This is a genomic window from Vibrio hippocampi, from assembly GCF_921292975.1.
GTDB lineage: Bacteria > Pseudomonadota > Gammaproteobacteria > Enterobacterales > Vibrionaceae > Vibrio > Vibrio hippocampi.
This window is the reverse complement of record NZ_CAKLCM010000002.1, coordinates 358,854-380,669: the sequence shown is the minus strand read 5'-3', so window position 1 is coordinate 380,669 and position 21,816 is coordinate 358,854. Positions and strand designations below refer to the sequence as shown.

The following is a 21,816-nucleotide window of genomic DNA, read 5'->3' as shown; positions in this document are numbered from 1 at the left end:
AGATAAGCGATTAGCATAAATAATCCATCAGCATAAATACCCCATCAACATGCCAAATCAATCAGGCGACACACCTGATCCTCAACGTCTAACCAGTAGATTTGATAGTGACTGTATAAGCCCGCCATGATGTACCAGCAAATCATCAAGCCAATCAACAATGCAAACGAAAAACCCAGAGAAAAGATATTTAACTGAGGGGCAGCTCGAGTCATCACCCCAAAAGAGAGGTTAACGGTCAGCAGGGCGATAACCCCAGATAACGCCATATTCAGTGCCATTTGGAACATTTGGGTCAACCAACCGGCCATCTCTCGAAAGTCGATAGCACTTAAGTTGCCACTTCCAACGGGCAGAGTAGAAAAGCTCATCACAACCAATTGAATCATTTTAAGATGACCATCAGTGGCTAAAAAGAACATGGTGGTTAAGAACAGAAATAACTGACCGAGCACCGGCGTATTTTGACCGTTGGCGGGATCGACCATAGAGGCAAAGCCAAGGCTTGATTGCATACCCAAAATCTGACCCAACATGACGAAAGTCTGAACCATAAACACCGTCACCATTCCCATCGCGACACCGATAATAATCTGTTCAGCGGTGATCAAAAAACCGTGCAGTGAGAACAGTTCAATCTCTTGAGGAATAGCAGGCAATACGGGGGCAACCGCCAATGTAAGCGCCAAACCGAGATAAAGTCGGATACGGCTTGGAACAAAGTTCGCGCCGGTTACCGACATCACCATCAGCATGGCGGAGATGCGCGTATACGGCCAAAAATAATTGGCTATCCACTGCAATATAATATCGGTAGGATATTCCATGGCGTCAATCCAATCTCTGAGTTACCAAAGGATCAGAGGGAGACGTTCAATGATTTCATAGAAGAACCCCATCATCATCTGTGTTCCCCAATGGGCAAACGCCATCAGCGCCAATAAGGTCACCACTAGCCTTGGTAGGAAACTCAGTGTTTGTTCGTTGATTGAGGTGGCAGCCTGAAACACCGCGACCACTAAACCAATCAGCAAACTGGGTATCACGATAGCGCATACCAAGATCAACACCATCCACAGGGCATCTCGAAATAGTTCTACAAACAACTCAGGGGTCATAGGATTCCTTTGGGTTTGAATCGAGGAGTTTGCTAGAGCGCAAAACTGCCCGCGAGGGTGGAAAGTATCAAATTCCACCCATCGACGAGAACAAACAACATGAGTTTAAACGGCAGTGAGACGATCATCGGTGACAACATCATCATACCCATCGCCATCAATACCGACGCCACCACCAAGTCAATAATCAAGAATGGCAGAAACAGCATAAAACCAATCTGGAATGCGGTTTTCAGCTCTGAGGTAATAAACGCCGGAATCAACACCGCCATCGACACATCTTCTGGATTCTGCACCGTAGAACCCGAGATCTGTACGAACGTTTCTAAATCTTTCACTCGTGTCTGCTTTAACATAAACGCGCGAATCGGCTGCTGCGCCGTATCAAACGCCTGCTTGGCGGTGATCTGTTCATTTAAGTAAGGTTGAACTGCTTGCTCATTCACTTGGTCAATCACTGGAGACATAATAAACAGCGTCAAAAACAGCGCGATACCGATAATCACTTGGTTAGATGGCGTCTGTTGCAGACCCATGGCTTGCCTCAAGATCGACATCACCACCACGATACGGGTAAACGACGTCATCAAAATCACCAGCGCAGGCAAGAAGCCCAGCATGGTCATCAAGGCGACAATCTGTAGATTGACGGAGTAATCCTCGCTGCCGTCTGGATTGGACTTCATATTAAAGGCCGGAATACCCGGACCCGAGCCAAAGCTGTCAGCAATGGATAAGCCTGACTCACTGCTCGTGGTGACACTGCTTGTGGTAACATTGCTTGTGGTGACATTACTAGCCGTCAATCCGGCTTCCGTGGTTGTAACCGCGCTGCTCGCTTCTATTTCGGCCACAGCAAGGGGCGCAAAAACAAGCGAGACAAAGCAAAATGACAGCGTGATGATCCAGTTTTTTAGCGCTTTTATCATGCTTGGTTATCTTTTTTGTTTTGTGATTGACTCATTAGCTTTGATAGCTGTTTAGCAAAGGGCTGTTTAGCAAAGGACTGGCTGGCAAAAGGCGCATTGGCTGAGTTGGGCGTGTTGGCTTCAATCGGTTCATCTAATTCAGAGATAAGTTGAATATTATGAGCCGTAATGCCGACTAAAAACTGCTGCTCTCCCGCTTGCACAATCGCGATACGCTCTTTGGTGCCCACGGGTATTTGACGAACAATCTTGAGACCTTGTTGGTTCATCATGCCAGGGACTTTCATTCGCTTTAACAGCCAAGCCAGTCCCAAAATAATACCGACCACCAACAGCAAAGCGCCGAGGGTGGCCGCAAGATCCAGTGACGCGCCCGTTGAGGAGACCGAGGTGTTCTCGACCGCAAACGCCGCTGGCGACGAGGATAGCAGGACAGCAAAAATGCCAAATAACCGATGGTTTACCATTAACGTTTCACCATTAACGCAGTTTCTTAATTCGTTCAGTTTGGCTAATCACATCCGTGAGTCGGATACCAAACTTGTCGTTCACCACAACCACTTCACCGTGCGCAATTAGGGTGCCATTAACCATAACGTCGAGTGACTCACCGGCAATACGGTCAAGCTCAACCACCGAACCTTGGTTTAATTGCAACAGGTTACGAATACTGATTTGCGAACGCCCAACTTCCATCGAAATGGTCACTGGGATATCCATAATGGTATCGAGCTTACGTCGCTCATCCTCGGAAATAGGCGATGATGAATCTTTGAGTTCATCCAGTGGCGCAGCCAAGACATCATCGACATCAATTTCAGGTGCTAACGGGTCTTCACCCAGTGCCGCCGCCCATTCATCGGCCAGTTTTTGGTCATCACTAATGCTCATATTCTATTTACTCTCTTACTCTTCATCATCCGACGACTCGACATGTTCAAGTTCTGCAACAATATCCTTACCTAAGAAAGCAAGGTCGCTCTTAACTACATCGGGACGCCTAATTTTTTCTGAAATTTGAACCGCCATTTTTTCACTGGTGCGACCCATTTTCACTCTAAAGGTTGGCAATTCTTCAACAAACATTGTCGCGTTTTCTGGCATCTCGATAGGAATAATGTCACCCGCTTGCAATTCCATAAGGTCACGCAGGGACACATCTTTCTCTAACAGATTCACTCTAAAGTTAACCGGAACATCCATGATCTCGTCCCGCAATGCGGTACTCCAACGTACGTCGGTTTCCATCTTGTCGGATTGAACACCCGCATCAAGCAGTTCTCGGATCGGTTCCACCATGGAATACGGCATAACGACGTGGAAATCACCGCCGCCACCGTCCACTTCGATATGGAATGAGCTGACAACAATCACCTCAGTTGGACTGACGATGTTCGCCATACTCGGGTTAACCTCGGAGTCAAGATACTCAAACTCCACGCCCATCACCGGCGACCACGCTTCTTTATAATCCTCAAAGACGGTCTTCATCAGTAATTGAATAATGCGACGCTCAGTCGGAGTAAATTCACGACCTTCAATCTTGGCATGGAATCGACCATCACCACCAAAGAAGTTCTCTACTAAGATAAACACCAAACGCGCTTCCATGGTGATCAATGCCGTCCCTTTGAGCGGACGGAAACGCACCATGTTCAAACTGGTTGGAACATAAAGGGTATTTTGATATTCGCCAAACTTCATCATCTGCACACCGTTGATAGAAACCTCAGCGGTTTTTCTCAACATGTTGAACAGGCTGATACGCATATGACGAGCAAAACGCTCGTTAATCAGTTCCAGTGTTGGCATACGACCGCGTACAATGCGGTCTTGCGAAGAAAAGTCAAAATGCACCACATCTTTGGGTTCATCAGCCAGTTCTTCATCTACCTCATCAACGTCGTCTACGCCATGCAACAGCGCATCAATTTCGTCTTGGCTTAATAAATCTGTCACAAGCTACCTACTGAATTACGAAATCAGTGAATAAAACACGCTCAATAACCGGTTGACCGACCACCTGTGTCAAAGCCGCTTGAATATCACTCGTGGCTTTGTTTCTCAGTTCTACCCTGCCATTTGAGCTACGCAATTGCTCAACGGTCGCAGAAGCAAATGTGGACAGCAGCGTACTCTCGATCAAAGGAGAGTGGTAGAGCGCATTTTCTTCATTGGCTGCACCCCGTACCATCAATTGAGCCTTAATCTGTACCATTCGATCACGCTGTTTACCCGCGACATTGAACACGAATGGCTGGGCAATATTGACATACGCAATCGGATCGACCGGTGCCGCTAACTCTGTTGTTGCCCCACGGAGATCTTCCTCGGCAGGTTTATCAGAGGCAAAGAACCAATACGCTCCCGCTCCCACACCCAATAGCACCGCAACGGCCGCAACAATGATAATTATAAGTTTCTTTTTACTTTTTGGTTGTTCTATCGCTTCTTCTGGCATAGCGCTGTTGTTACCCTAAAAATCTTTATGATGATGATGTTTATTATGCCAGTGACTTTCATTCGGTCAGTCACTCTTTATTATTGGACATATTACTAGCTAGGCATATTACTAGTTGAGCATAATCGCTTAGGCATAATAGCTAATGCCGTCGCTGGCATTACGCACCGCCATATTCACACTGGTTGCCTCATCCATGCCCATGTCCGCATCACCTTGACCCGCGGATTGACCACCAGAACCTTGTCCTTGCCCCTGAGCAGTCTGTTGAGCGTGTCGCTGCTGCTGCCCTGAGTTCTGTTGCTGTACCGAAGTATCCGCTAACTGAATACCCTGTTGGGACAACATTTCTCTCAATCGTGGCATCGCTTGGTCGACCATATCACGAGTTTGTTGGTTCTGAACGGTAAAGTGTACTGATGCCGAGTCACTATTTAAAGTCATACGTATCTGCATACGACCCAATTCTGGCGGATCGAGTCGAATATCGACGTGCTTCAAGTTTTTCGACATCATCATTTGCAAACGCTCGTTCATCTGTTCCGCAGCGTTTTCTTTATTTAACAGCAATGGCGATTGAGGGGTCGTTGCTTGCGCCTGTTCCGCTCTTGCCATATTTGGCTGATTTATGCCCTGTGCTGATGTCGTGCCGCTAGCCGCATTGATGTCAGAGACTTCATTGGCACCTTGCTTGCGAGAATCAAACCCCATGCCCGCTGCGGCTGCGCTGGCAGCGAATGCCGCAGATTGTGCAGCACTGGCACTCGCGCTGGTCGGTGCGGAAGCCTGCAATTCGGCTAACTGGCTAGCGCTGTTCATCAATCTTGCATCCGCCGCTGAATTTGCTTGAGGTTGTGTTTCTGTCGTTTGGGCTTGTGCCGCGTTATTTACTGCCGTTTGTGCTGTGGCCAACGCATTGGCAGCTCCTGCGGTCGAGAGCGTTGTTCGTGCCGCAGGTTCTGCCGGACTCCACTGCAACTCATTGCTTGTCTTGGTGGTTGGCGCTGACGTCGAAGCCATCAATAATGATGATTCATCCGCGGATTCAAGTTCGCTGGTCGTTGACTCAGTACCGAACTTTTCGGAGTCAATCGCGGTATTCCCTGATAATGGCTGCGTCTGTAATGATTGAGTTTGGTCTTCACTCAATGATGCAACCGACTGTCGGCCGACCGACTTGCTCTCTTGTCCAGATTCAGTGTTGTCGGCGTTCACCACTGTTGCTGCCAATGATGCCTGCTTGGTTTGTTCAACAGGCAATACGGTCTCGGCATCGGTTGATGACGTCGTTGTTGCCGAGCCCCACTCAATCTGAGCCGCTTTTTGTTCAGTCACCATTGTGCCAGATTGCTCCGTTGCCTCTGGAGTTTTCTCTGTTTGTGCACTTAACACGGTGTCACCCTGTTGAGCGATTAAGCGAGCCTGAGCTTCGTCGTCTAACGCTGGGCTTGTTGTCTTTGCCGTTGCGCTATCCGCCAACGTATCCATAGAACGGCTGGTCAACGCTGTCTCTTTCGCGCTGATTGAGTCAAGATCTGAGGTCACTTTGCTTTGTGCAGTATTAACGTGTTCACCATCGCCTGACTGCGATTTTGATACCTTTTCAACCGTGATATCTTGCGCGCTGATTTGCTGACCCGCTATTTTCTGACCATCGACTTGTTGACCTGATATTTGTTGACCTACTATTTGTTGACCTACTATTTGTTCACCAGAAATATACTGCCCCGCGACTTGCTGCCCAACCGCTTGTGATTGTCCAGTCTGCGTAACGTCAGCCGTTGCCGAATGTTCTGCCTTACTCGCTTGCACATGCTCCGGCGACATTAAGTCAACGGATTTTGATTGAATCGCTGACGCAGGATCGTCAAGCTGATTCTGCGCAACGGCGGCGGTCATGGCAGCGCCAGTTTTACCCTCAAGTGGCTTGGTTTGGCTAACATCCGTTTCACCCTCCGCGAGTTGTTGAGCACCTTTTGCTGTCACCGCTGAGACTTTAAATTCATCGGCAAATTCATCGTCAACGACTTGGCTTTGCTGAGACGCGGCTTTATTGGACGGTTCTAAACGCGCTGATAGTTCCGCACTAACAGAGGCGCTGCCCACAGCAAGCACGCCGGGGGCGACTTGAGCCACGGATTCATCACCAGTGACCGATGTTGACGGCTGAGCTGATGAGGTGTCGATTAGCGAGCCGTTGCTGACTTGCTGTGAATCCGAGGTTGATTGCAGTTCAACATCACCATTTGCTAACGCTACTGCGTCGGCTGCTGCTACCGCTTTGATCTCTTTGCCATCAACTTGCGTCGTCTGGTTCGATGCCACGGTCATATCGGCACTTTTCTCAACAACCTTGCCGCTTTCATTCAGCACATTATCGGAGGAAAAACCGCTATGCGTCACTTCTTTAGCGGCTGTCGACCCTGATATCATCGAAGTCGAGTTTGTTACTTGCGTAGCAACGTCAGAGGTCACTGCTGCTTTTTCAACGCCGACTTTTTCTACACCAACTTTTTCTAAACCGGCTTGTTCAATGTTCGTTTGTTTATAACTTTCGGGGTTTGCATCACCAGACGGTAGGGTTGACGCCTGCTCGACCGTTGCCGCACGTCCTGCTTCGGTAAGTTGTCCATGTTCAGACGATGTTAAACCCGCTTGCTGTGGTTTACCGGAAGAGAGCGTCACCACTTCACCCTGACTTTTCGCGACTTGCTCGGTTGTCGCGCTATTCATTTTAGAATCGCCCGTTTTAACATCACTCTCGTGACTATCATCGGTTTGACTAGACAGTGGTTTGCTTGGGTGAATACCCGTCTCGTCGCCAGTTAACGCCTGAGTACTGTGGGCTGTAACGGCGGAAATTTTGAAATCATTCGACAATGACTGATTTGGATTGGGCTTTAACGCTTTATTTGACTGATCGAGACGCGCCAACAGTTCTGCGCTATCAGAAAGGGTTTTGTTCGCTGAAAGTTTACTGGTATCCGCTTGAGTTGTTGCTGGAGTGGCAGACTCATCACCAGATACGGCGCTAGAAGATTGGGAATGCGCCGCGTGACTGGCACTGTGTTTGTCGATGTTTGCTGACGAATCGGTTTTGACATCCAGTGACTCATCACTGAATGGCAACTCACCATCATCACCTTGAGCTGAGACGACCGCTTTCGCTGTTGGTTGCGGGTTCATCTCTGCGTCGCCTTGTTTGGCGGCTTTCTCAGTGACGCTTTTCTCTGCGGCAGAGTTATCTGTAGATAGGGATTTATCGGCAGAAACCGTCTTATCCGCAGAAGCTGCTTGATCAATAGAAGCCGCCTTGTCCATAGAAGCTTTGTCCGTAGAAACAGCCTTATCGGAGGCTTTGCCCTTGCTCTCTGTCAACGTGGCATCAAGGGTATCAGAAAAGGTGCTCGCTTCGCCGCTATCGCCACCGGATTCAGACACCTCAACAGGTTGTCCCGAAGTGGCAATTTCAGGCTTAGTTACTGAAGATTTTACTAGATTACTGGTTGCGATAGACAGACTCATTCTGCTCAGGCTCGTATAGTCAAAGTTGAATTGTATTGCTGCGGCAAAAGCGTGCCGTTTAACAACATCCAATCACATAAATGCAATAATTACGCCATTTATGCGGAACAACTACCTCCGGGTTCGACGAGAAAACAGCAGGTTTGAAAATTCATCCATCTGCTTTTGCTCCAATTTTTCCGCTTTCATTGCCGCTTCCTTGGCTTTTTTCTCTATCATCCACTCATAAGAACGGCGCTGTTTTCGAGCATTGTGCCACGCCTCTTCGCAATCACTCACTTGCTGGGTGAAGTGGGGTTCGGCGGTTTTCTGCTTTGACAACGTTTCATCAAGTTGGGTTAAGAATCGATTAAGGTGGCCATATTCGCTGGCACTCAAACCAGACTTGCCTCGTTCGACTAACTGATTGCAGTAATCAAGGCGATATTGTTCAATCTGTTTCACTTGTTGGTAAAATTCATCCAACTCACCTTGCGCTTTGGTCAAAGCCGAGATCGCTTGCTGCTCGTTGTCTTTCGCTTGTTCCAGTAAGAACTCAAACGCATTATCCATATCAGCTTACTTGCAAAATACTTTTCAGCATATTGATACACATATCGTAAGGCACCGACTCTTTCATGGTCTGCTGCAAATATTGGTCGAGATGAGGTTTAAGGGTAAAGGCGCTATCAATCGCGGGGTCAGTGCCCGGCTTATAAGCGCCAATAGACACCAGATCTTGGTTTTTACGACAGACTGACAGCACTTGTCGAACCGCTTTGGACATCAATACATGCTGTTCATCGGTGATTTGTGGCATTACACGACTGACCGATTTCTCAACATCAATCGCCGGATAGTGTCCGGCATCCGCCATCTCACGAGACAGAACAATGTGACCATCCAAAATCGCTCGCGACGCATCGGCGATGGGATCTTGTAAATCATCCCCTTCGGTTAACACCGTAAAGAACGCGGTAATCGAACCTTGGTTATCATCGCCGTTACCCGCACGCTCAACCAAAGCGGGAAGCTTGGCAAACACCGAGGGCGGATAACCTTTGGTCGCAGGCGGTTCACCAACTGACAGCGCAATTTCACGTTGTGCTTGGGCAAAACGGGTTAATGAATCCATCAACAATAGGACGTCTAAGCCTTGGTCACGGAAATATTCCGCAATCGTCAACGCGGTCTGGCAACCTTTCAGTCGCATCAGAGGCGACGCATCCGCAGGCGCGGCAACCACTACAGAGCGAGCGCGCCCTTCATCGCCGAGGATCTCTTCGATAAACTCTTTAACTTCTCGTCCACGCTCACCGATTAAGCCAACGACAACGACTTGCGCGGTGGTACCACGAGTCATCATGCCAAGCGTGACCGATTTACCGACCCCTGAGCCCGCAAACAAGCCAATACGCTGGCCTTTACCTACGGTTAATAAGCCGTTGATCGCCTTTAAGCCAACATCAAGCGGTTCTGAAATAGGTTTGCGTGCCAAAGGATTGATTGGCGTGCCATTAAATGAAGCGCGTTTATCGGTGTAAAGCGCCCCTAAACCGTCGAGGGGGTTGCCCACGCCATCAATGACGCGACCTAACAGTTCCATGCCGACTGGCAAGCCCGTTTCCGCGGTCATTGGGGTGACTTTTGCGCCGGGCAAGACTCCGGTGATCTGTTCGCTTGGCATCAAGTAAAGGTGTTCACCGGAAAAACCAACCACTTCCGCTTCCATCTCGCCAGACATGGTTTCGACTTTACACAGGCTGCCAATCGGCGCTTTGCAACCAATCGCTTCCAACGTCAACCCGACGACTCTGACCAGTTTCCCGGATGCCGTCGCTCGTGAGCGGTGTCCTGTCGTGCTGTAGTTTGCTAAACGTTCAGCCAACGGCAGCATTACTCGCCTCCCATATGGCGATTCGTTCCGCAGAAGCTTTGCAACACGCTTTTGATGCGGTCTTCCATTTTATAACTGACGCTCGATTCTCCAGCTTCAATAAACAGATCACCGCGATTTAATGAGGGTTCCACCACTAAGGTCCAGTTGCGGGTTTCGATTTCCTGATCGCCATAAGCGGCACGGATAATATCCACGTCAACCGGGTTCATTTTCAAGGTGATGGCGTGCCCAGTAACAGGAAGAACATCAAGTGATTGCTTGACGGTATCGAGAATAATTTGCGGGTTGGTTTGCACCTCAACGTGAACCACTTCTTTGGTTAACGCCAAGACCATATCCACCAACTGTTTTTCGACTTGGTTATTCACCAACTCAAGGGGCTGAGCAAATTGATTCGCGAGTTCCATAAGCGTATCCACTTGCTGTTTAATGTACTCTTCTCCCGCTGCCACACCGTCAGCTTGACCTTGTTGTAAACCTTCGGCATGACCCGCTGCTAAGCCTTCTTCCTTGCCTTTGTCGTAGCCTTGCTTAAAGCCCGCCTCTTGACCTTGGAATAAGCCCTCTTGATACGCACCTTGCTTGATGATTTCTATCTGTTCTTCGGTAAGCTCCAGCGGGGCTTCGTCTACCTCAGGTTCATCAGTCGGCGACCAACTGGGATCGTAGTTGAACGCGGTTTCTTTTGCATGTTGCGTCGTTTGTGAGGTGTAATCCGGTAATCCCCAAGAGTGGGTCGATTCTGCCGTGTTATCTTCTGACGGGCGCAAAAAGCCGCGTTTTCTCTCTCCAGACATACTCGTTTCTACCTCACATCAAGATTACAAGAATTCATCAGCGCCGCCAGACAGCATCAGCTCTCCGTTATCGGCCATTCTTCTTGCAATGGTTAGGATCTCTTTCTGAGCCGCTTCGACATCTGCAACTCTCACTGGAGGCATCGCTTCAATATCCTCACGCATCATATCGGCAGCACGTTTAGACATGTTGCCAAAGACTTTCTCTTTAAGCCCTTCGTCCGCGCCTTTCAATGCGCGCTGTAGCACGTCTTGTGGTACATCACGAAGCAGTTTCTGAATACCCTGATCATCCACTTCGATAAGGTTCTCAAACACAAACATAAGATCTTGAATCTGCGTCGCCATGTCTTCGTCTTGGTCACGAATTTGGTCCATCAGCAGACCTTCAACGTTATTATCTAGATAGTTCATTATCTCAGCCGCGGCTTTCAGACCACCAATCTTGGCAGCTTGAGCACCCGCTTGACCCGCAAACTGTTTCTCCATAATTTCGTTCAGTTCTGCCAGTGCCGAAGGCTGAACTTCTTCGAGGTTGGCAATACGCATCATCAAATCAAGGCGAACACGCTCAGGGAACTGAGACAAGATTTCCGCAGACTGATCCGATTCCAAGTAAGACAGCACAATGGTTTGAATCTGCGGGTGTTCATTGACAATGATGCTGGCCACTTGACGTGGATCCATCCATTTCAATGAATCCAAGCCTTTTGAACCCGTACCCAATAGGATTTGCTCTACTAGGTTGTTCGCTTTGTCTTCACCCAGCGCCGCAACCAAGGTATTACGCATAAAGTCTTCACTGCCCATACCAATATTGGTGTATTTCTGAATGTCTTCCAGAAATGCGCGGTGAACAGCGCCCACTTTATCTTGGCTTAGATCGCTGGCACGAGCCATCGCACTACCCACACGCTGAACCTGCTTTGGCTCAAGGTGACGGATAATATTTGCCGCGTCTTGCTCATTTAAACTCAGTAGCAAAATTGCGGCTTTTTCATCACCAGTCACGCTAGAAATATCTACGTTGGTCGCGTCTGGTAGTTGCGCTTGTCCTTGCTGAGGGATAATTTCATTTGCCATTAGCTTTCAGCCATCCAATTTTTCACTACTTGTGCAGCAAGTTCTGGTTCATTCGCAACCAGAGCGCGCACCGCTTTCAATATGTCTTCATCTTTGTGTAGGTTCGGCAGATCAATGCCGGTACTAAACTCAAACAGCTCACTGCTATCAATATCTGAACCGATCAAGCTGGTTTCGCCATCAGCCGACAATGGAAGACCGTCTGGACCATACATCGGGTCATCACCTTCCTGCGCCGCTGGATTAAGCAGTTTCTTCATCGCAGGACGGATCAGAACTAACACCACCACCACGATAACCATGGCGCTGGCAAACCAACGGATCCAGTCGTTAAAGTTTGGATGCTCCCAGATTGGCACATCGGCTAACAGCTCAGCCACGGGTTCCTCAAAGGTCATGCTCAATACGTTCAACAGATCACCGCGAGTCTCATCGAAGCCCACAGAGCCGATGAGCACTTGTTTAATCGCGGCAAGCTCACTATCGGTACGCGGTTCATAGCTGACTTCTCCGGTATTCGGATTCACTTTGGCGCGATTCTTAATCGCCACTGCCACGGTTTGTCGGCTGACGGTGCCGACCTGTTTACGCTCGTGACTGATGGTGGTATCCAATTCGTAGTTACGAGTCGCTTCTTTATGAACAGAACCTTGCCCCGTTAACGATCCATCTTTCATCTGTGCGACATCATCAGGAATAGACGCATCCGCAGGAGGCTGATTACTCAGCGCGCCCGGTACACCCGCTACCGTGCCGCCATTGCTGTAATCTTCAAGGGTGTATTCACTGCGTTTTGCTGGCGTATTTGGATCAAAACGTTTACGCGTTTGCTCGACTGCATTGAAGTCGAGCTGAATATCGACTTGAGCGGTATAGTTGCCTAACCCCAGAATAGGGATTAACACAGAATCAATTTTTTCTCTTAGCGCTTGTTCTTGGTTGCGCTCCAACTCTTGCTCTTTGCGTCGAGCGGTCGAGATAGGATCTTGAGAGCCTGAGTTCAGCAGTCGACCATGTTGGTCCGTGACCGTAATACGACTGGTTGTCATCCCGGGGACGGCGCTCGCGACCATATCGACCACGGAGTCAACTTCTTGCTGCTTGAGTACGGCACCCGTTGCCAAGGTAAGAAAAACCGAGGCTGAGGCTTCTTGATTGTGGCGGACAAATACGCTCTGTTTTGGTAATGCCAAAAGGATACGGGCCGTGCGTACCTGCTTCATCTGTTCAATGGCTTTCGCTAATTGACGCTCACGGCTTAACTTTAAGCGCTCTTGCTCAAGACGCTGAGAAACACCAAAGCCCATATCCTGCATCAGAATATCATCGCCCGGATTGGTCGCTTGGTTTAAGCCAGAGCGCACCATATCCAACTTAATGGTGTTGTATTCGCTTACAGGTACACTTAAAGAATTGCCTTCCAGCTTATAGGTAACTTGCTTCTGATCGAGGTAGTCGAGCACCGGAATAAGCTCTTCCGTCTCATAAACACCTAATGGACGCATTTCTGGCTCTTTGACCCAGAAGAACAGCATAACGATTAATGCGACACAGATAGAAATAGACAGCACTAAAACGACCTGTCTCAACAGATCGAGATCGCCGACGGCGAAGTCAAACTTACCGCTACTTTTTTCGTTAATGTCGGGATTTTGACCGTCTGCCGCCAAGTCTGAATTGGTTGACACTAGCGCATCGGGACTTCCGTCCACTACGGCCATATCGGTTGAATGTGTATTCTGAGCCACTACTTGTTACTACCCAAATTAAACTGGCATATTCATGAGTTCTTTATAGGCTTCAAAAAGCTTATTTCTCACTTGTATGGTTGCTTCAAAGGCAACACTGGATTTGTTACGTGCGATCATAACATCCGATAGAGAAACATCGGCATCACCGCGGTCAAAACGCATTTGTAAATCGCTGGAAGATTTTTGCAGTCCATTCACATTGTTGATTGCTTGCGTCAACATATTGCCAAAGTCCGCCCCGACCTGCTGAGCGGTCGCATTAGGCCGAGCGCTGGCCGCTTCTAGCATCATGGCTTGCATTTCATTATGTAGTCCATCGACTTTCATACGACACCTTACCGCTGCCAAATTATTGACAGATCGCTTAAATAAACTAAATTAACATTAAATATTAGCAAAAATCATACCACCAAAAGCCCCTATTGAGCTAGAGGTCAGCGAGTAGGATTAGTTCGGAATATCGATACCTGCATCACGCATTTTAGCGAGCTTATAACGCAGTGTTCTTGGGCTGATACCCAACTTCTCTGACATCTCTTTGCGACGCCCTTGGCACTCTTTGAGTGTTTCCAAGATGATGGCAAATTCTTGATCTCTCAACTCGCCACCTAGTCCCTCGCTCGCTGGCGTCGATACCGCGACTGGGTCACTGCGTTCAGCCACGGTCAGCTTTTCTGCTACCGGGGCAACATAAGGCGCTATCACTTCTTGATTCGCCACCACATTTTGCAGTCCTGACGCGTCTTGCCAATCGACCCCTTCGAGCAAAATATTCTCCGCAGAGACCAAATTATGATCGCAAAGTATCAGGGCACGTTGAACCACATTATCCAGCTCACGTACGTTGCCCGGCCAAGGGTAACTCAGCAATTTTTGTAGTGCTTGTTCACTAAAGGAAGGGACGGGCATGCCCAACTTTTTACAGTGTCGTTCGGTGAGATGCTGTGCAAGGGGCGTAATGTCACCCTTACGCTCACTCAGCGGTGGCCAAGCAATTGGGAAAACATTGAGGCGGTAGTATAAGTCTTCGCGGAAATTGCCTTCTTGCACATATTGACGCAAGTCGCGGTTACTGGTGGCCAAGACTCGAACATCAAGCGCAATACTCTTGCGGCTGCCTAAACGCTCAACTTCGCGTTCTTGCAACACGCGCAGCAGTTTTGCTTGCAGGTTGAGATCCATTTCGCTGATTTCGTCCAGCAAGATGGTGCCACCTTGTGCTTGTTCAAATTTACCCGGACAAGCCTGAACCGCGCCGGTAAATGCACCTTTCTCATAGCCGAACAGTGTCGCTTCCAACATATTATCTGGGATTGCGGCACAGTTAATTGCGACAAACGGACCATCGGCGCGATTGGAATGATTATGGATGTAGCGTGACATCACCTCTTTGCCCGAACCACTCGGACCAAGCACCATAACACTGGCATCGGTTTTAGCGACTTTTTGCGCCAAAGCCAGCAACTGAAGGCTTTTTTCATCCGCGACAATCGCATCGCCATTGTCATCTGATTTGACTGGCGCATAGCGGCTGACCATATTCAGTAGCACTTCCGGCGCAAATGGCTTCGCCATATAGTCGATAGCGCCTTCTTTCATTGCGCCAACGGCATCTTCAATATTGGCGTATGCGGTCATCAACAGCACCGGAAGTTTCGGCCAATGTTGCTTGATACTGCGAAGTAGCGCTAAACCGCCCATGCCTGCCATTTGTACATCCGAGACGACAATATCAACTGGCTCGGCTTTCAGCTTCACCAACGCATCTTCAGCGCAATCAGCCTCAATCCACTCATATCCTGCAAGGGCTAAGGTGTCGACCAATGCTTCACGCAGGCCTTCATCATCTTCAACGATGAGTACTTTACTTTGTGCCATGATGTTTGCTCCTCAATCGATGGACTTCGCTCATCAATTTTCTAACGAAAATGAAGCTCAATTATTCATTCTCTGACAGTGGCAGGCAGATGGTAAAACATGCTCCATCGTCCGGCTCAGAAATTAACTCTAAGCGCCCGTTATGGGCACGACAAACCATTTGTACCACCGCTAATCCAAGACCTGTGCCTTGGGAGCGGGTGGTGAAAAATGGCTCTAAAATCTTTTGTTGTAACTCTGCGGGTACGCCCGGACCATTATCTTGTACCGAGATTTTCAATTCGTTATTCACTGGACGAAAGAACACATCCACTTGTGCCCCTTTACCAACGATTTGTACCGCATTCAGTACCAAGTTGCTGAGTGCGGAAGCAATGGCATTCACATTGCCCATCAACTGCACTTGCTCTTGCTCAACTTCAATAAAGTAGTCGACGTTATTGCTTTTAAGCGTGGTTTCCACCATCGGCTGATATTCGTCAACCAACTCTTTGAGGGTAAAAGGCTTCACCACTTTGTTATCGCCACCTTTTGCAAACAGCAGCATATCGTTCACCTGCTTTTCAAGATCATGCAGTCTATCGACCAACTTCACTTGGAAACGTGAACGCGTCGCCTCATTGAGATTTGGCGAGGCTAAGTTTGAGGCATACAACATCGCGCTTGAAAGTGGCGTCCTGACTTGGTGTGCCAATGACGCCACCATGCGACCCAAGGAAGACAAACGTTGCAAGTCACTGACTCGTGATTGCAGCAATCGGGTCTCGGTTAAATCCGTAATCAATATCAGCTGTCCCGTGGTCGACGCGGAGATCGCAAGCCTCACCTTACGACCATTGCGCAGTGACACTTCATGTCCATCATCCTCTTTCGGGTCAAAAGCCACCTGAATAAGGTGAAACCACTTTTGCCCTACCAAAGGTAACTCAAGAATACGATGCGCTTCAGGGTTGGCTTCTCTCACCACGCCTTGACTGTCCAACAGGATCACCCCTGCTGGCATCGCTTCGATAACCTGCTGGTAGCGTTCAACTTGTGACTCCAACGAATCTAAATGTGAACTGGACGGTGATTCTGATGACGACGGGTCATTCATCGTTTCTTTCATTGTGGTAATCTTCCTAGCTACGCAATGTAATGGTCCGATATAAAACAGTAACCCATAAACAATAAAAGCCCAGATGCAAAACGCATGCCGGGCTTTTATATATATTTTTCAACAACTTAATCGCGTCAATTTTTTGTCGTGCAAATTTTGACATGATCGTGATCACAATATGTTTCGCGATAACGCTTTTTCATCAATCGCTTTTTCTTTGAACGCTATTTTTCTGTGACCGTTATTTTTCTGCGAGCACTGTTTCTCGGAGAGCACTATTTCTCGACAAGCACTACCGATTGAGATCGTATTTACGCATCTTCTCAACCAATGTGGTTCGGCGCATACCGAGCATATCAGCGGCACGAGCGACGATGCCATTTTGTGCATCCAGCGCCTGATTAATCATGCTCACTTCTAAATCGGCGAGCATCTCTTTCAAGTTGACGCCCTCGGGCGGTAACTCTTCAGGACCGGTGGCTTGATAAGCTTCAAATTCGGGTTCATCAAACGCAAAGTTGTCAGCAAAAATGCTGTCGAGCGCTTCTCGTTCTTGCTCTTCAATGGTCTTATAGCTGTTCTTTTCGGGCTGGAACTCGGGGATATCGCTATAACGATATTTTACCGGTAGGTGATTCACATCCACCAAACTGTTTGGGTAGAGGATCACCATTCGCTCCACAAGGTTCGCCAGTTCACGAACATTGCCCGGCCAGTCATGTTCCATTAACGAGTTGACGGCGCGAGGAGCAAAACAGATCGGTTGTCCTCCTTCTGCTTCTGTGCGAGCAAGCAGCTCTTGAAGCAATAGCGGAATATCTTCTTTGCGCTCTCTTAACGACGGCATCTCGATTGGGAATACATTCAAACGATAGTAAAGATCTTCTCTAAAATCGCCATTCTCAATCATCTGTTCCAGATTACGGTGAGTCGCTGCAACGATACGGACATTGGCTTTGATGACCGACGTGCCGCCAACTCGCTCAAACACTCGCTCTTGCAGAACGCGTAATAATTTAACCTGCATCGACATTGGCATATCGCCAATCTCATCCAGAAATAGCGTACCGCCCTCGGCGAGCTCAAAGCGCCCTTTACGTGAGGTAATCGCTCCCGTGAACGCGCCTTTCTCATGACCAAACAGCTCGCTTTCCAGCAGGTCAGCAGGAATCGCACCACAGTTAACGGGAACAAACGGACCTTTGCGACGGCTAGAGTGATAATGGACATTACGTGCCACGACTTCTTTACCTGTCCCGGACTCGCCCAAAATCAAAACATTCGCTTCAGAGCCACAGACCTGTTCGATCAGGTGACGAACATCTTGAATACCAGAACTCTGCCCGACTAGACTGCGAAATAGGGTGTTTTTTCTTGAATTGGCAGGAACTTGCAGCCCTTTACGCCCCAAAAATTCTTGGCAGTGACGCAAGGCATCGCTTAGCTGAGGATAATTTAAAGGGAATTCCAATTCGCCTACAAAGTTGGTGAGAGGTTCAACCGCACCAGTAAACTTACTCGTCACGAGCAGAGGGATATGATTGGCTTGATGCAATCGCCCTAACAGGTCTTTCGATAACTTCGGACTGGCAAGAGCGCCCACGATACAAGCAGCCCACGACTGAGACCAATCGATCTGTTCTATCTGTTCGGACGAGACGACTAGACAGTGCTGGCCTACGAACTCCAATACAATATTGAGATTCGCACGGGCCTGAGCATCGTCAGCAATCACCAGAAGTTTTGCTAAGTCTTGCATGAATCAGAAATCGCGCCTTGATAGTGGAGCCACCTAGCGTCAAATTTTTGTCATTTTAATTATAATCAAAATTAATATTATTGACGTTGGCGTTTTATAAATAAAATGAATGAGTTATAAAACGGGTAGCGGGATAAAACAATGCCATTCGGCTAAGAATGGCATCTATTCTATTGGCATTGTTTTAATATAGCAACTGAGTGACTATCACTTTTCAAGGCAAAACGGTTTAGATGCCAACTTCTTGAGCAGTTAAGTTGTGGAAGTCTTGAGGGATTTGATCCCAAGCCGATTTGATCTCACGAATAATCTCGATCACATCGTCAATAGGCGCAGGATTGTTTTCATGGTTCGCGGCGGTGATCTGGCTAATCATAAATTCATACAATTGGTCTAGGTTACTGGCAATATCACCACCATCACTCATCGACAGGCAACTGCGAAGCGCAATGATGATATCCAGCGCTTTACCAATACGCTCGCCTTTCACAGGAATGTTCCCCTGCTCCATTGCTGCTTTGGCTTGAATCAAGCGCTCGATTGCGCCACCCATCAACATCTGGATCACTTTGTGAGGCGATGCCGCACTGAGCTGACTATCGACAGATACTTTCTTATATGCTTGTAATGAACCGCGCATCACTAACCTCTCAAATAAATTTCTGGTACTGCTTTATGGACTTGTTGCCGTGGCGAACCTTTTGCAACGTCAGTCCTAATTGCTGTGTTTTTGATTGCATTAACTCACTGATTTGCTGGGTCGATTTGACGATTTGCAACCACTGCGAAGTCTGTTTCAGGTCGGCATGCTGCTCCCCGAAGGCAATCAAGTAATGTATATGCTGTTGTCTTTTATCGACCAGATGGGTGATTTCTTCAGTCTCTAATTCATTTTTCTGCAACAGATCAAACAATTGGCGATCTAGATCACACAATGCTGCGATACGTTGCTTGAGCTCATCATTCATCACCGGTTACCTTGTGGCTAAGCGATTCATCTAGCGAGACCATTTATTAAGCCAGACCATTCATCAAACCCGACAGTTGTGCCTGCATCTTGCTGGTCGCGTCTTGCATCGCACTGAACTTATCGTGCGTACGCTGCTGTAACGAATCCATGCGTCGGTCTAGCTTGTCTTGGTCGTCATTTAACCGATAATTTTGTTCACCTAAACTCTTTTCTCGCGTCCGAATCGACCCCGTCACACCCGTCAGACTGTGGATGGCATCTTCCACTTTTTTGGCAAAGCCTTGGTTGCCGCCAAAAAAGTCTTCTAACTTGTTAAAGTTATTATTCAGCTGCTTGTCGAGCATCTGGTAGTTGATTTCAAGATTACCTTGCCTAGTGGTGGTAATACCGAACTCTGTGAGCGATTGAATGTCTGGCGGAGCTTGCTCGATAGTGCTAGAGAACACCGATTTAAGTCGGCTATCCGCACTTCGTACAATGCTGTCGCCAGCAAGGGGACCGGCTTGTCCGGTTACTGGGTCCACCTTGGAAAGCTGTTGTGAGACCTGGAAAAATTGATTGTAAGCCGCAACAAACTGTTCAATATCGGCACGAACACTATTTCGGTCATATTCCACCCCAATTTCCGACGCTCGCTCTCCGGGTTTGGTGGTGCCTTTTAGGGTCAAGTCTACCCCTTCAATGGCATCTTCAATGACATTGTTGTGACTCGCTAATTTTGCCACGCCATCGAGGACCACGACGGAATCTTGCGCCGCTTGAACTTGGCTCATCCCCTGATAAGTCCTCACCGCTTGCTGAGCTTGTTGCAACTCTTGTTGAGCGACTTCGACTTTTTCTAGGCGTTCTATCTCTTCTGGCTCGAGCTTACTGCGCTCAATCTGCTTGGCCTGTTCTTCGGTTATTTCACCTTTGACCACTGCCTGCTCAATTTCCTGCTTCTCTTGCGCCAACTCTTCATCTAGCTTCGCCTGCGCTTCATTAACCGTGACATAAGAGTCGGTCAATGTCCCTGAGGCGGTATTGCTCCAGCCCGGAACCTGTGTTGATTTTTCTAAAGCGATATCGTCAAGTTCTGGTTCAGGATGACGGTAGGAATCCATCAATGTCCCCGAGGCGGTATTAGTCCAACCGGGGATCATATCTTCAGGGCGGCCAGAAATTGCCGCTTGTTGTGCGAGTTGCTGTTGTGCTTGCTGTTGTTGAATTAAATCTTGTTGCGTGAATTCTTGCTGTGATGCGGACGACTCTTCGGTTAGCGTTTGAGGATCGTTCGCTGACTGAGCCGCTTGTTGTGTCGATAATGAATCTGGATTCTGTGACGCATCCGCTGAATCAACACGCTCAGGAGATTCACTTGCTATTTGCGCCGCCGCCTCTTCTGGCGTGATGTTATTGGCTAAAGCCACGACGTTAGCTTGTGCGGATTCTAAGTCCGCGACGCGTTGCTCTAGGGTTTTATATTCGAAACGTTGCAGCTCGCTTTCCGGCTCCGCTTGCACGTTAATAGAAATTGATTTTTCCGCGCCAGACTGGTTGGCGGCAATAATAAGGCGTGGACCATCCATATCCTTAATCACCGACGCACGCACCCCGGGGTTGCTGCGCGAGCCATTAATGGATCGAACGATGTCGGTTAGCTTGGAATATTTGCCAACCGAGAGGTCAAAACTATCGTCACCTAGAGAAATTTGCAGCTTGCCGGGACCAAATTTGATGTCCTCTGGAATGGGATCCGAGGCTATCTTATGGCTTTGGGCAAGCTGCAATACATCGACGGCGTAGTTACCGGCAATCGCATCGGTTGTTGCGGTTGCCGACACCACACTATCCTCAGAAGTATTCACGCTGCGTGTTGCAAACGCTTTTTCCTGACGAAAGTTTGCCATCAGATTTTTCATCGTATCTAGTGACTCTCTGAGTCGACCATAAGCACTGATACTGGCATCAACTTGATCACGCGCGTAATTGATACGTTGCTGTTTAGGCACACGCTCTGCATCAACTATTTTGCTTACCATGGAGTTGATATCCATCCCAGACGACATGCCTATTGGACCCATATTCACCAAACCGCTTCAATTAAAAATACTGAGTTCGATTCTAATGAATCGAGACTAAACCATCATATCTATGGTCATTGAACCATGACGCTCAAGACGATTGAGGACATCCAAAAGTTCTTCATTAGGAATTTGACGAATAATATCGCCGCTATCCTTGGCATAAACGGTCACAATATCTCGACCGGAGTCTTCATCGGTACGAAAGGACAAACCTGTATTCATCTCCGTTAAAAACTCACCGATCTTCTCAACCATCTTTTCCCGTTCCGATTCATTAAGATCTTCTCGGAACGCTGCCATACGTTGAATAACTTCTGCTGCCTGCCTTTCGGCTAGCTTGTCGCTTTCAGTACTGCTTGACGCCTCTGCTTGTCGGACAACGGTCTGACTGTCGGCTTCAAGCGGCACTTCACTCGCCTTGGTATTTTTTGAAGCAATTTCTGTGCCACTAGATGAGGAAAAAGGCTGAATGTTCGATGCGTAGGATGCAATATCCATAGT

Annotated in this window: 21 protein-coding genes; all 21 read right to left on the bottom strand. The window is 48.2% G+C overall.

The features are described from left to right. Window positions 1-44: 44 nt before the first annotated feature. The 21 genes from fliR to L9Q39_RS04115 all read right to left on the bottom strand — a co-directional run bounded on the left by fliR (window position 45) and on the right by L9Q39_RS04115 (window position 21,813). Entirely contained in the window at window positions 45-827 is a 783-nt protein-coding gene (gene fliR, locus L9Q39_RS04215) for a flagellar biosynthetic protein FliR (RefSeq protein WP_237483875.1), read from the bottom strand. Between the two features lie 21 nt (window positions 828-848). Continuing rightward, window positions 849-1,118, bottom strand: a complete 270-nt coding sequence (gene fliQ / locus L9Q39_RS04210) for a flagellar biosynthesis protein FliQ (protein ID WP_237483874.1) — start codon at window positions 1,116-1,118, stop codon at window positions 849-851. Between the two features lie 32 nt (window positions 1,119-1,150). Then, window positions 1,151-2,047 carry a flagellar type III secretion system pore protein FliP gene (gene fliP / locus L9Q39_RS04205; RefSeq protein ID WP_237483873.1) on the bottom strand — a complete coding sequence of 299 codons (897 nt, stop codon included), beginning with the start codon at window positions 2,045-2,047 and terminating at the stop codon, window positions 1,151-1,153. Next, complete coding sequence (gene fliO, locus L9Q39_RS04200) at window positions 2,044-2,514, bottom strand: flagellar biosynthetic protein FliO (protein WP_237483872.1); 471 nt, start codon at window positions 2,512-2,514, stop codon at window positions 2,044-2,046. The genes fliP and fliO overlap by 4 nt, the downstream gene beginning before the upstream one ends. 13 nt (window positions 2,515-2,527) lie before the next feature. Then, window positions 2,528-2,938 carry a flagellar motor switch protein FliN gene (gene fliN / locus L9Q39_RS04195; RefSeq protein ID WP_237483871.1) on the bottom strand — a complete coding sequence of 137 codons (411 nt, stop codon included), beginning with the start codon at window positions 2,936-2,938 and terminating at the stop codon, window positions 2,528-2,530. 15 nt (window positions 2,939-2,953) lie between these two features. Next, window positions 2,954-4,006 carry a flagellar motor switch protein FliM gene (gene fliM / locus L9Q39_RS04190; protein ID WP_237483870.1) on the bottom strand — a complete coding sequence of 351 codons (1,053 nt, stop codon included), beginning with the start codon at window positions 4,004-4,006 and terminating at the stop codon, window positions 2,954-2,956. Between the two features lie 7 nt (window positions 4,007-4,013). Beyond that, the gene (gene fliL / locus L9Q39_RS04185) at window positions 4,014-4,508 is read right to left on the bottom strand and encodes a flagellar basal body-associated protein FliL (RefSeq protein WP_237483869.1); all 495 of its coding nucleotides are present in this window, start codon (window positions 4,506-4,508) and stop codon (window positions 4,014-4,016) included. A gap of 129 nt (window positions 4,509-4,637) precedes the next feature. After that, entirely contained in the window at window positions 4,638-8,033 is a 3,396-nt protein-coding gene (locus L9Q39_RS04180) for a flagellar hook-length control protein FliK (RefSeq protein ID WP_237483868.1), read from the bottom strand. A 111-nt stretch (window positions 8,034-8,144) separates the two neighbouring features. Beyond that, on the bottom strand, window positions 8,145-8,585 hold the full coding sequence (gene fliJ, locus L9Q39_RS04175) for a flagellar export protein FliJ (protein WP_237483867.1): 441 nt from the start codon (window positions 8,583-8,585) through the stop codon (window positions 8,145-8,147). Window position 8,586: 1 nt separating this feature from the next. Next, on the bottom strand, window positions 8,587-9,909 hold the full coding sequence (gene fliI, locus L9Q39_RS04170; protein WP_237483866.1) for a flagellar protein export ATPase FliI: 1,323 nt from the start codon (window positions 9,907-9,909) through the stop codon (window positions 8,587-8,589). Further along, window positions 9,909-10,709 carry a flagellar assembly protein FliH gene (gene fliH, locus L9Q39_RS04165; protein ID WP_237483865.1) on the bottom strand — a complete coding sequence of 267 codons (801 nt, stop codon included), beginning with the start codon at window positions 10,707-10,709 and terminating at the stop codon, window positions 9,909-9,911. The genes fliI and fliH overlap by 1 nt, the downstream gene beginning before the upstream one ends. A 24-nt stretch (window positions 10,710-10,733) precedes the next feature. Beyond that, window positions 10,734-11,792, bottom strand: a complete 1,059-nt coding sequence (gene fliG, locus L9Q39_RS04160; RefSeq protein ID WP_237483864.1) for a flagellar motor switch protein FliG — start codon at window positions 11,790-11,792, stop codon at window positions 10,734-10,736. Continuing rightward, a complete protein-coding gene (gene fliF / locus L9Q39_RS04155; protein ID WP_435532825.1) occupies window positions 11,792-13,513 on the bottom strand; it encodes a flagellar basal-body MS-ring/collar protein FliF in 1,722 nt (573 codons plus the stop codon). The genes fliG and fliF overlap by 1 nt, the downstream gene beginning before the upstream one ends. Window positions 13,514-13,558: 45 nt before the next feature. Further along, complete coding sequence (gene fliE, locus L9Q39_RS04150) at window positions 13,559-13,870, bottom strand: flagellar hook-basal body complex protein FliE (RefSeq protein WP_237483862.1); 312 nt, start codon at window positions 13,868-13,870, stop codon at window positions 13,559-13,561. Window positions 13,871-13,990: 120 nt separating this feature from the next. After that, the gene (locus L9Q39_RS04145) at window positions 13,991-15,421 is read right to left on the bottom strand and encodes a sigma-54-dependent transcriptional regulator (RefSeq protein WP_237483861.1); all 1,431 of its coding nucleotides are present in this window, start codon (window positions 15,419-15,421) and stop codon (window positions 13,991-13,993) included. A 61-nt stretch (window positions 15,422-15,482) separates the two neighbouring features. Further along, window positions 15,483-16,529, bottom strand: coding sequence for a sensor histidine kinase (locus L9Q39_RS04140; protein WP_237483860.1), 1,047 nt, complete (start codon window positions 16,527-16,529; stop codon window positions 15,483-15,485). Between the two features lie 283 nt (window positions 16,530-16,812). Continuing rightward, window positions 16,813-18,279 (bottom strand): sigma-54 dependent transcriptional regulator, encoded by a 1,467-nt coding sequence (locus L9Q39_RS04135; protein WP_237483859.1) that lies wholly within the window; start codon window positions 18,277-18,279, stop codon window positions 16,813-16,815. Between the two features lie 229 nt (window positions 18,280-18,508). Beyond that, window positions 18,509-18,919 (bottom strand): flagellar export chaperone FliS, encoded by a 411-nt coding sequence (fliS, locus tag L9Q39_RS04130; protein ID WP_237483858.1) that lies wholly within the window; start codon window positions 18,917-18,919, stop codon window positions 18,509-18,511. Between the two features lie 10 nt (window positions 18,920-18,929). After that, window positions 18,930-19,247: a flagellar protein FliT gene (gene fliT, locus L9Q39_RS04125; protein WP_237483857.1), complete on the bottom strand. Its 318-nt coding sequence runs from the start codon at window positions 19,245-19,247 to the stop codon at window positions 18,930-18,932. Window positions 19,248-19,293: 46 nt separating this feature from the next. Further along, window positions 19,294-21,318 (bottom strand): flagellar filament capping protein FliD, encoded by a 2,025-nt coding sequence (fliD, locus tag L9Q39_RS04120; protein ID WP_237483856.1) that lies wholly within the window; start codon window positions 21,316-21,318, stop codon window positions 19,294-19,296. Window positions 21,319-21,366: 48 nt separating this feature from the next. Beyond that, window positions 21,367-21,813, bottom strand: a complete 447-nt coding sequence (locus tag L9Q39_RS04115; RefSeq protein ID WP_237483855.1) for a flagellar protein FlaG — start codon at window positions 21,811-21,813, stop codon at window positions 21,367-21,369. Between the last annotated feature and the right edge of the window lie 3 nt (window positions 21,814-21,816).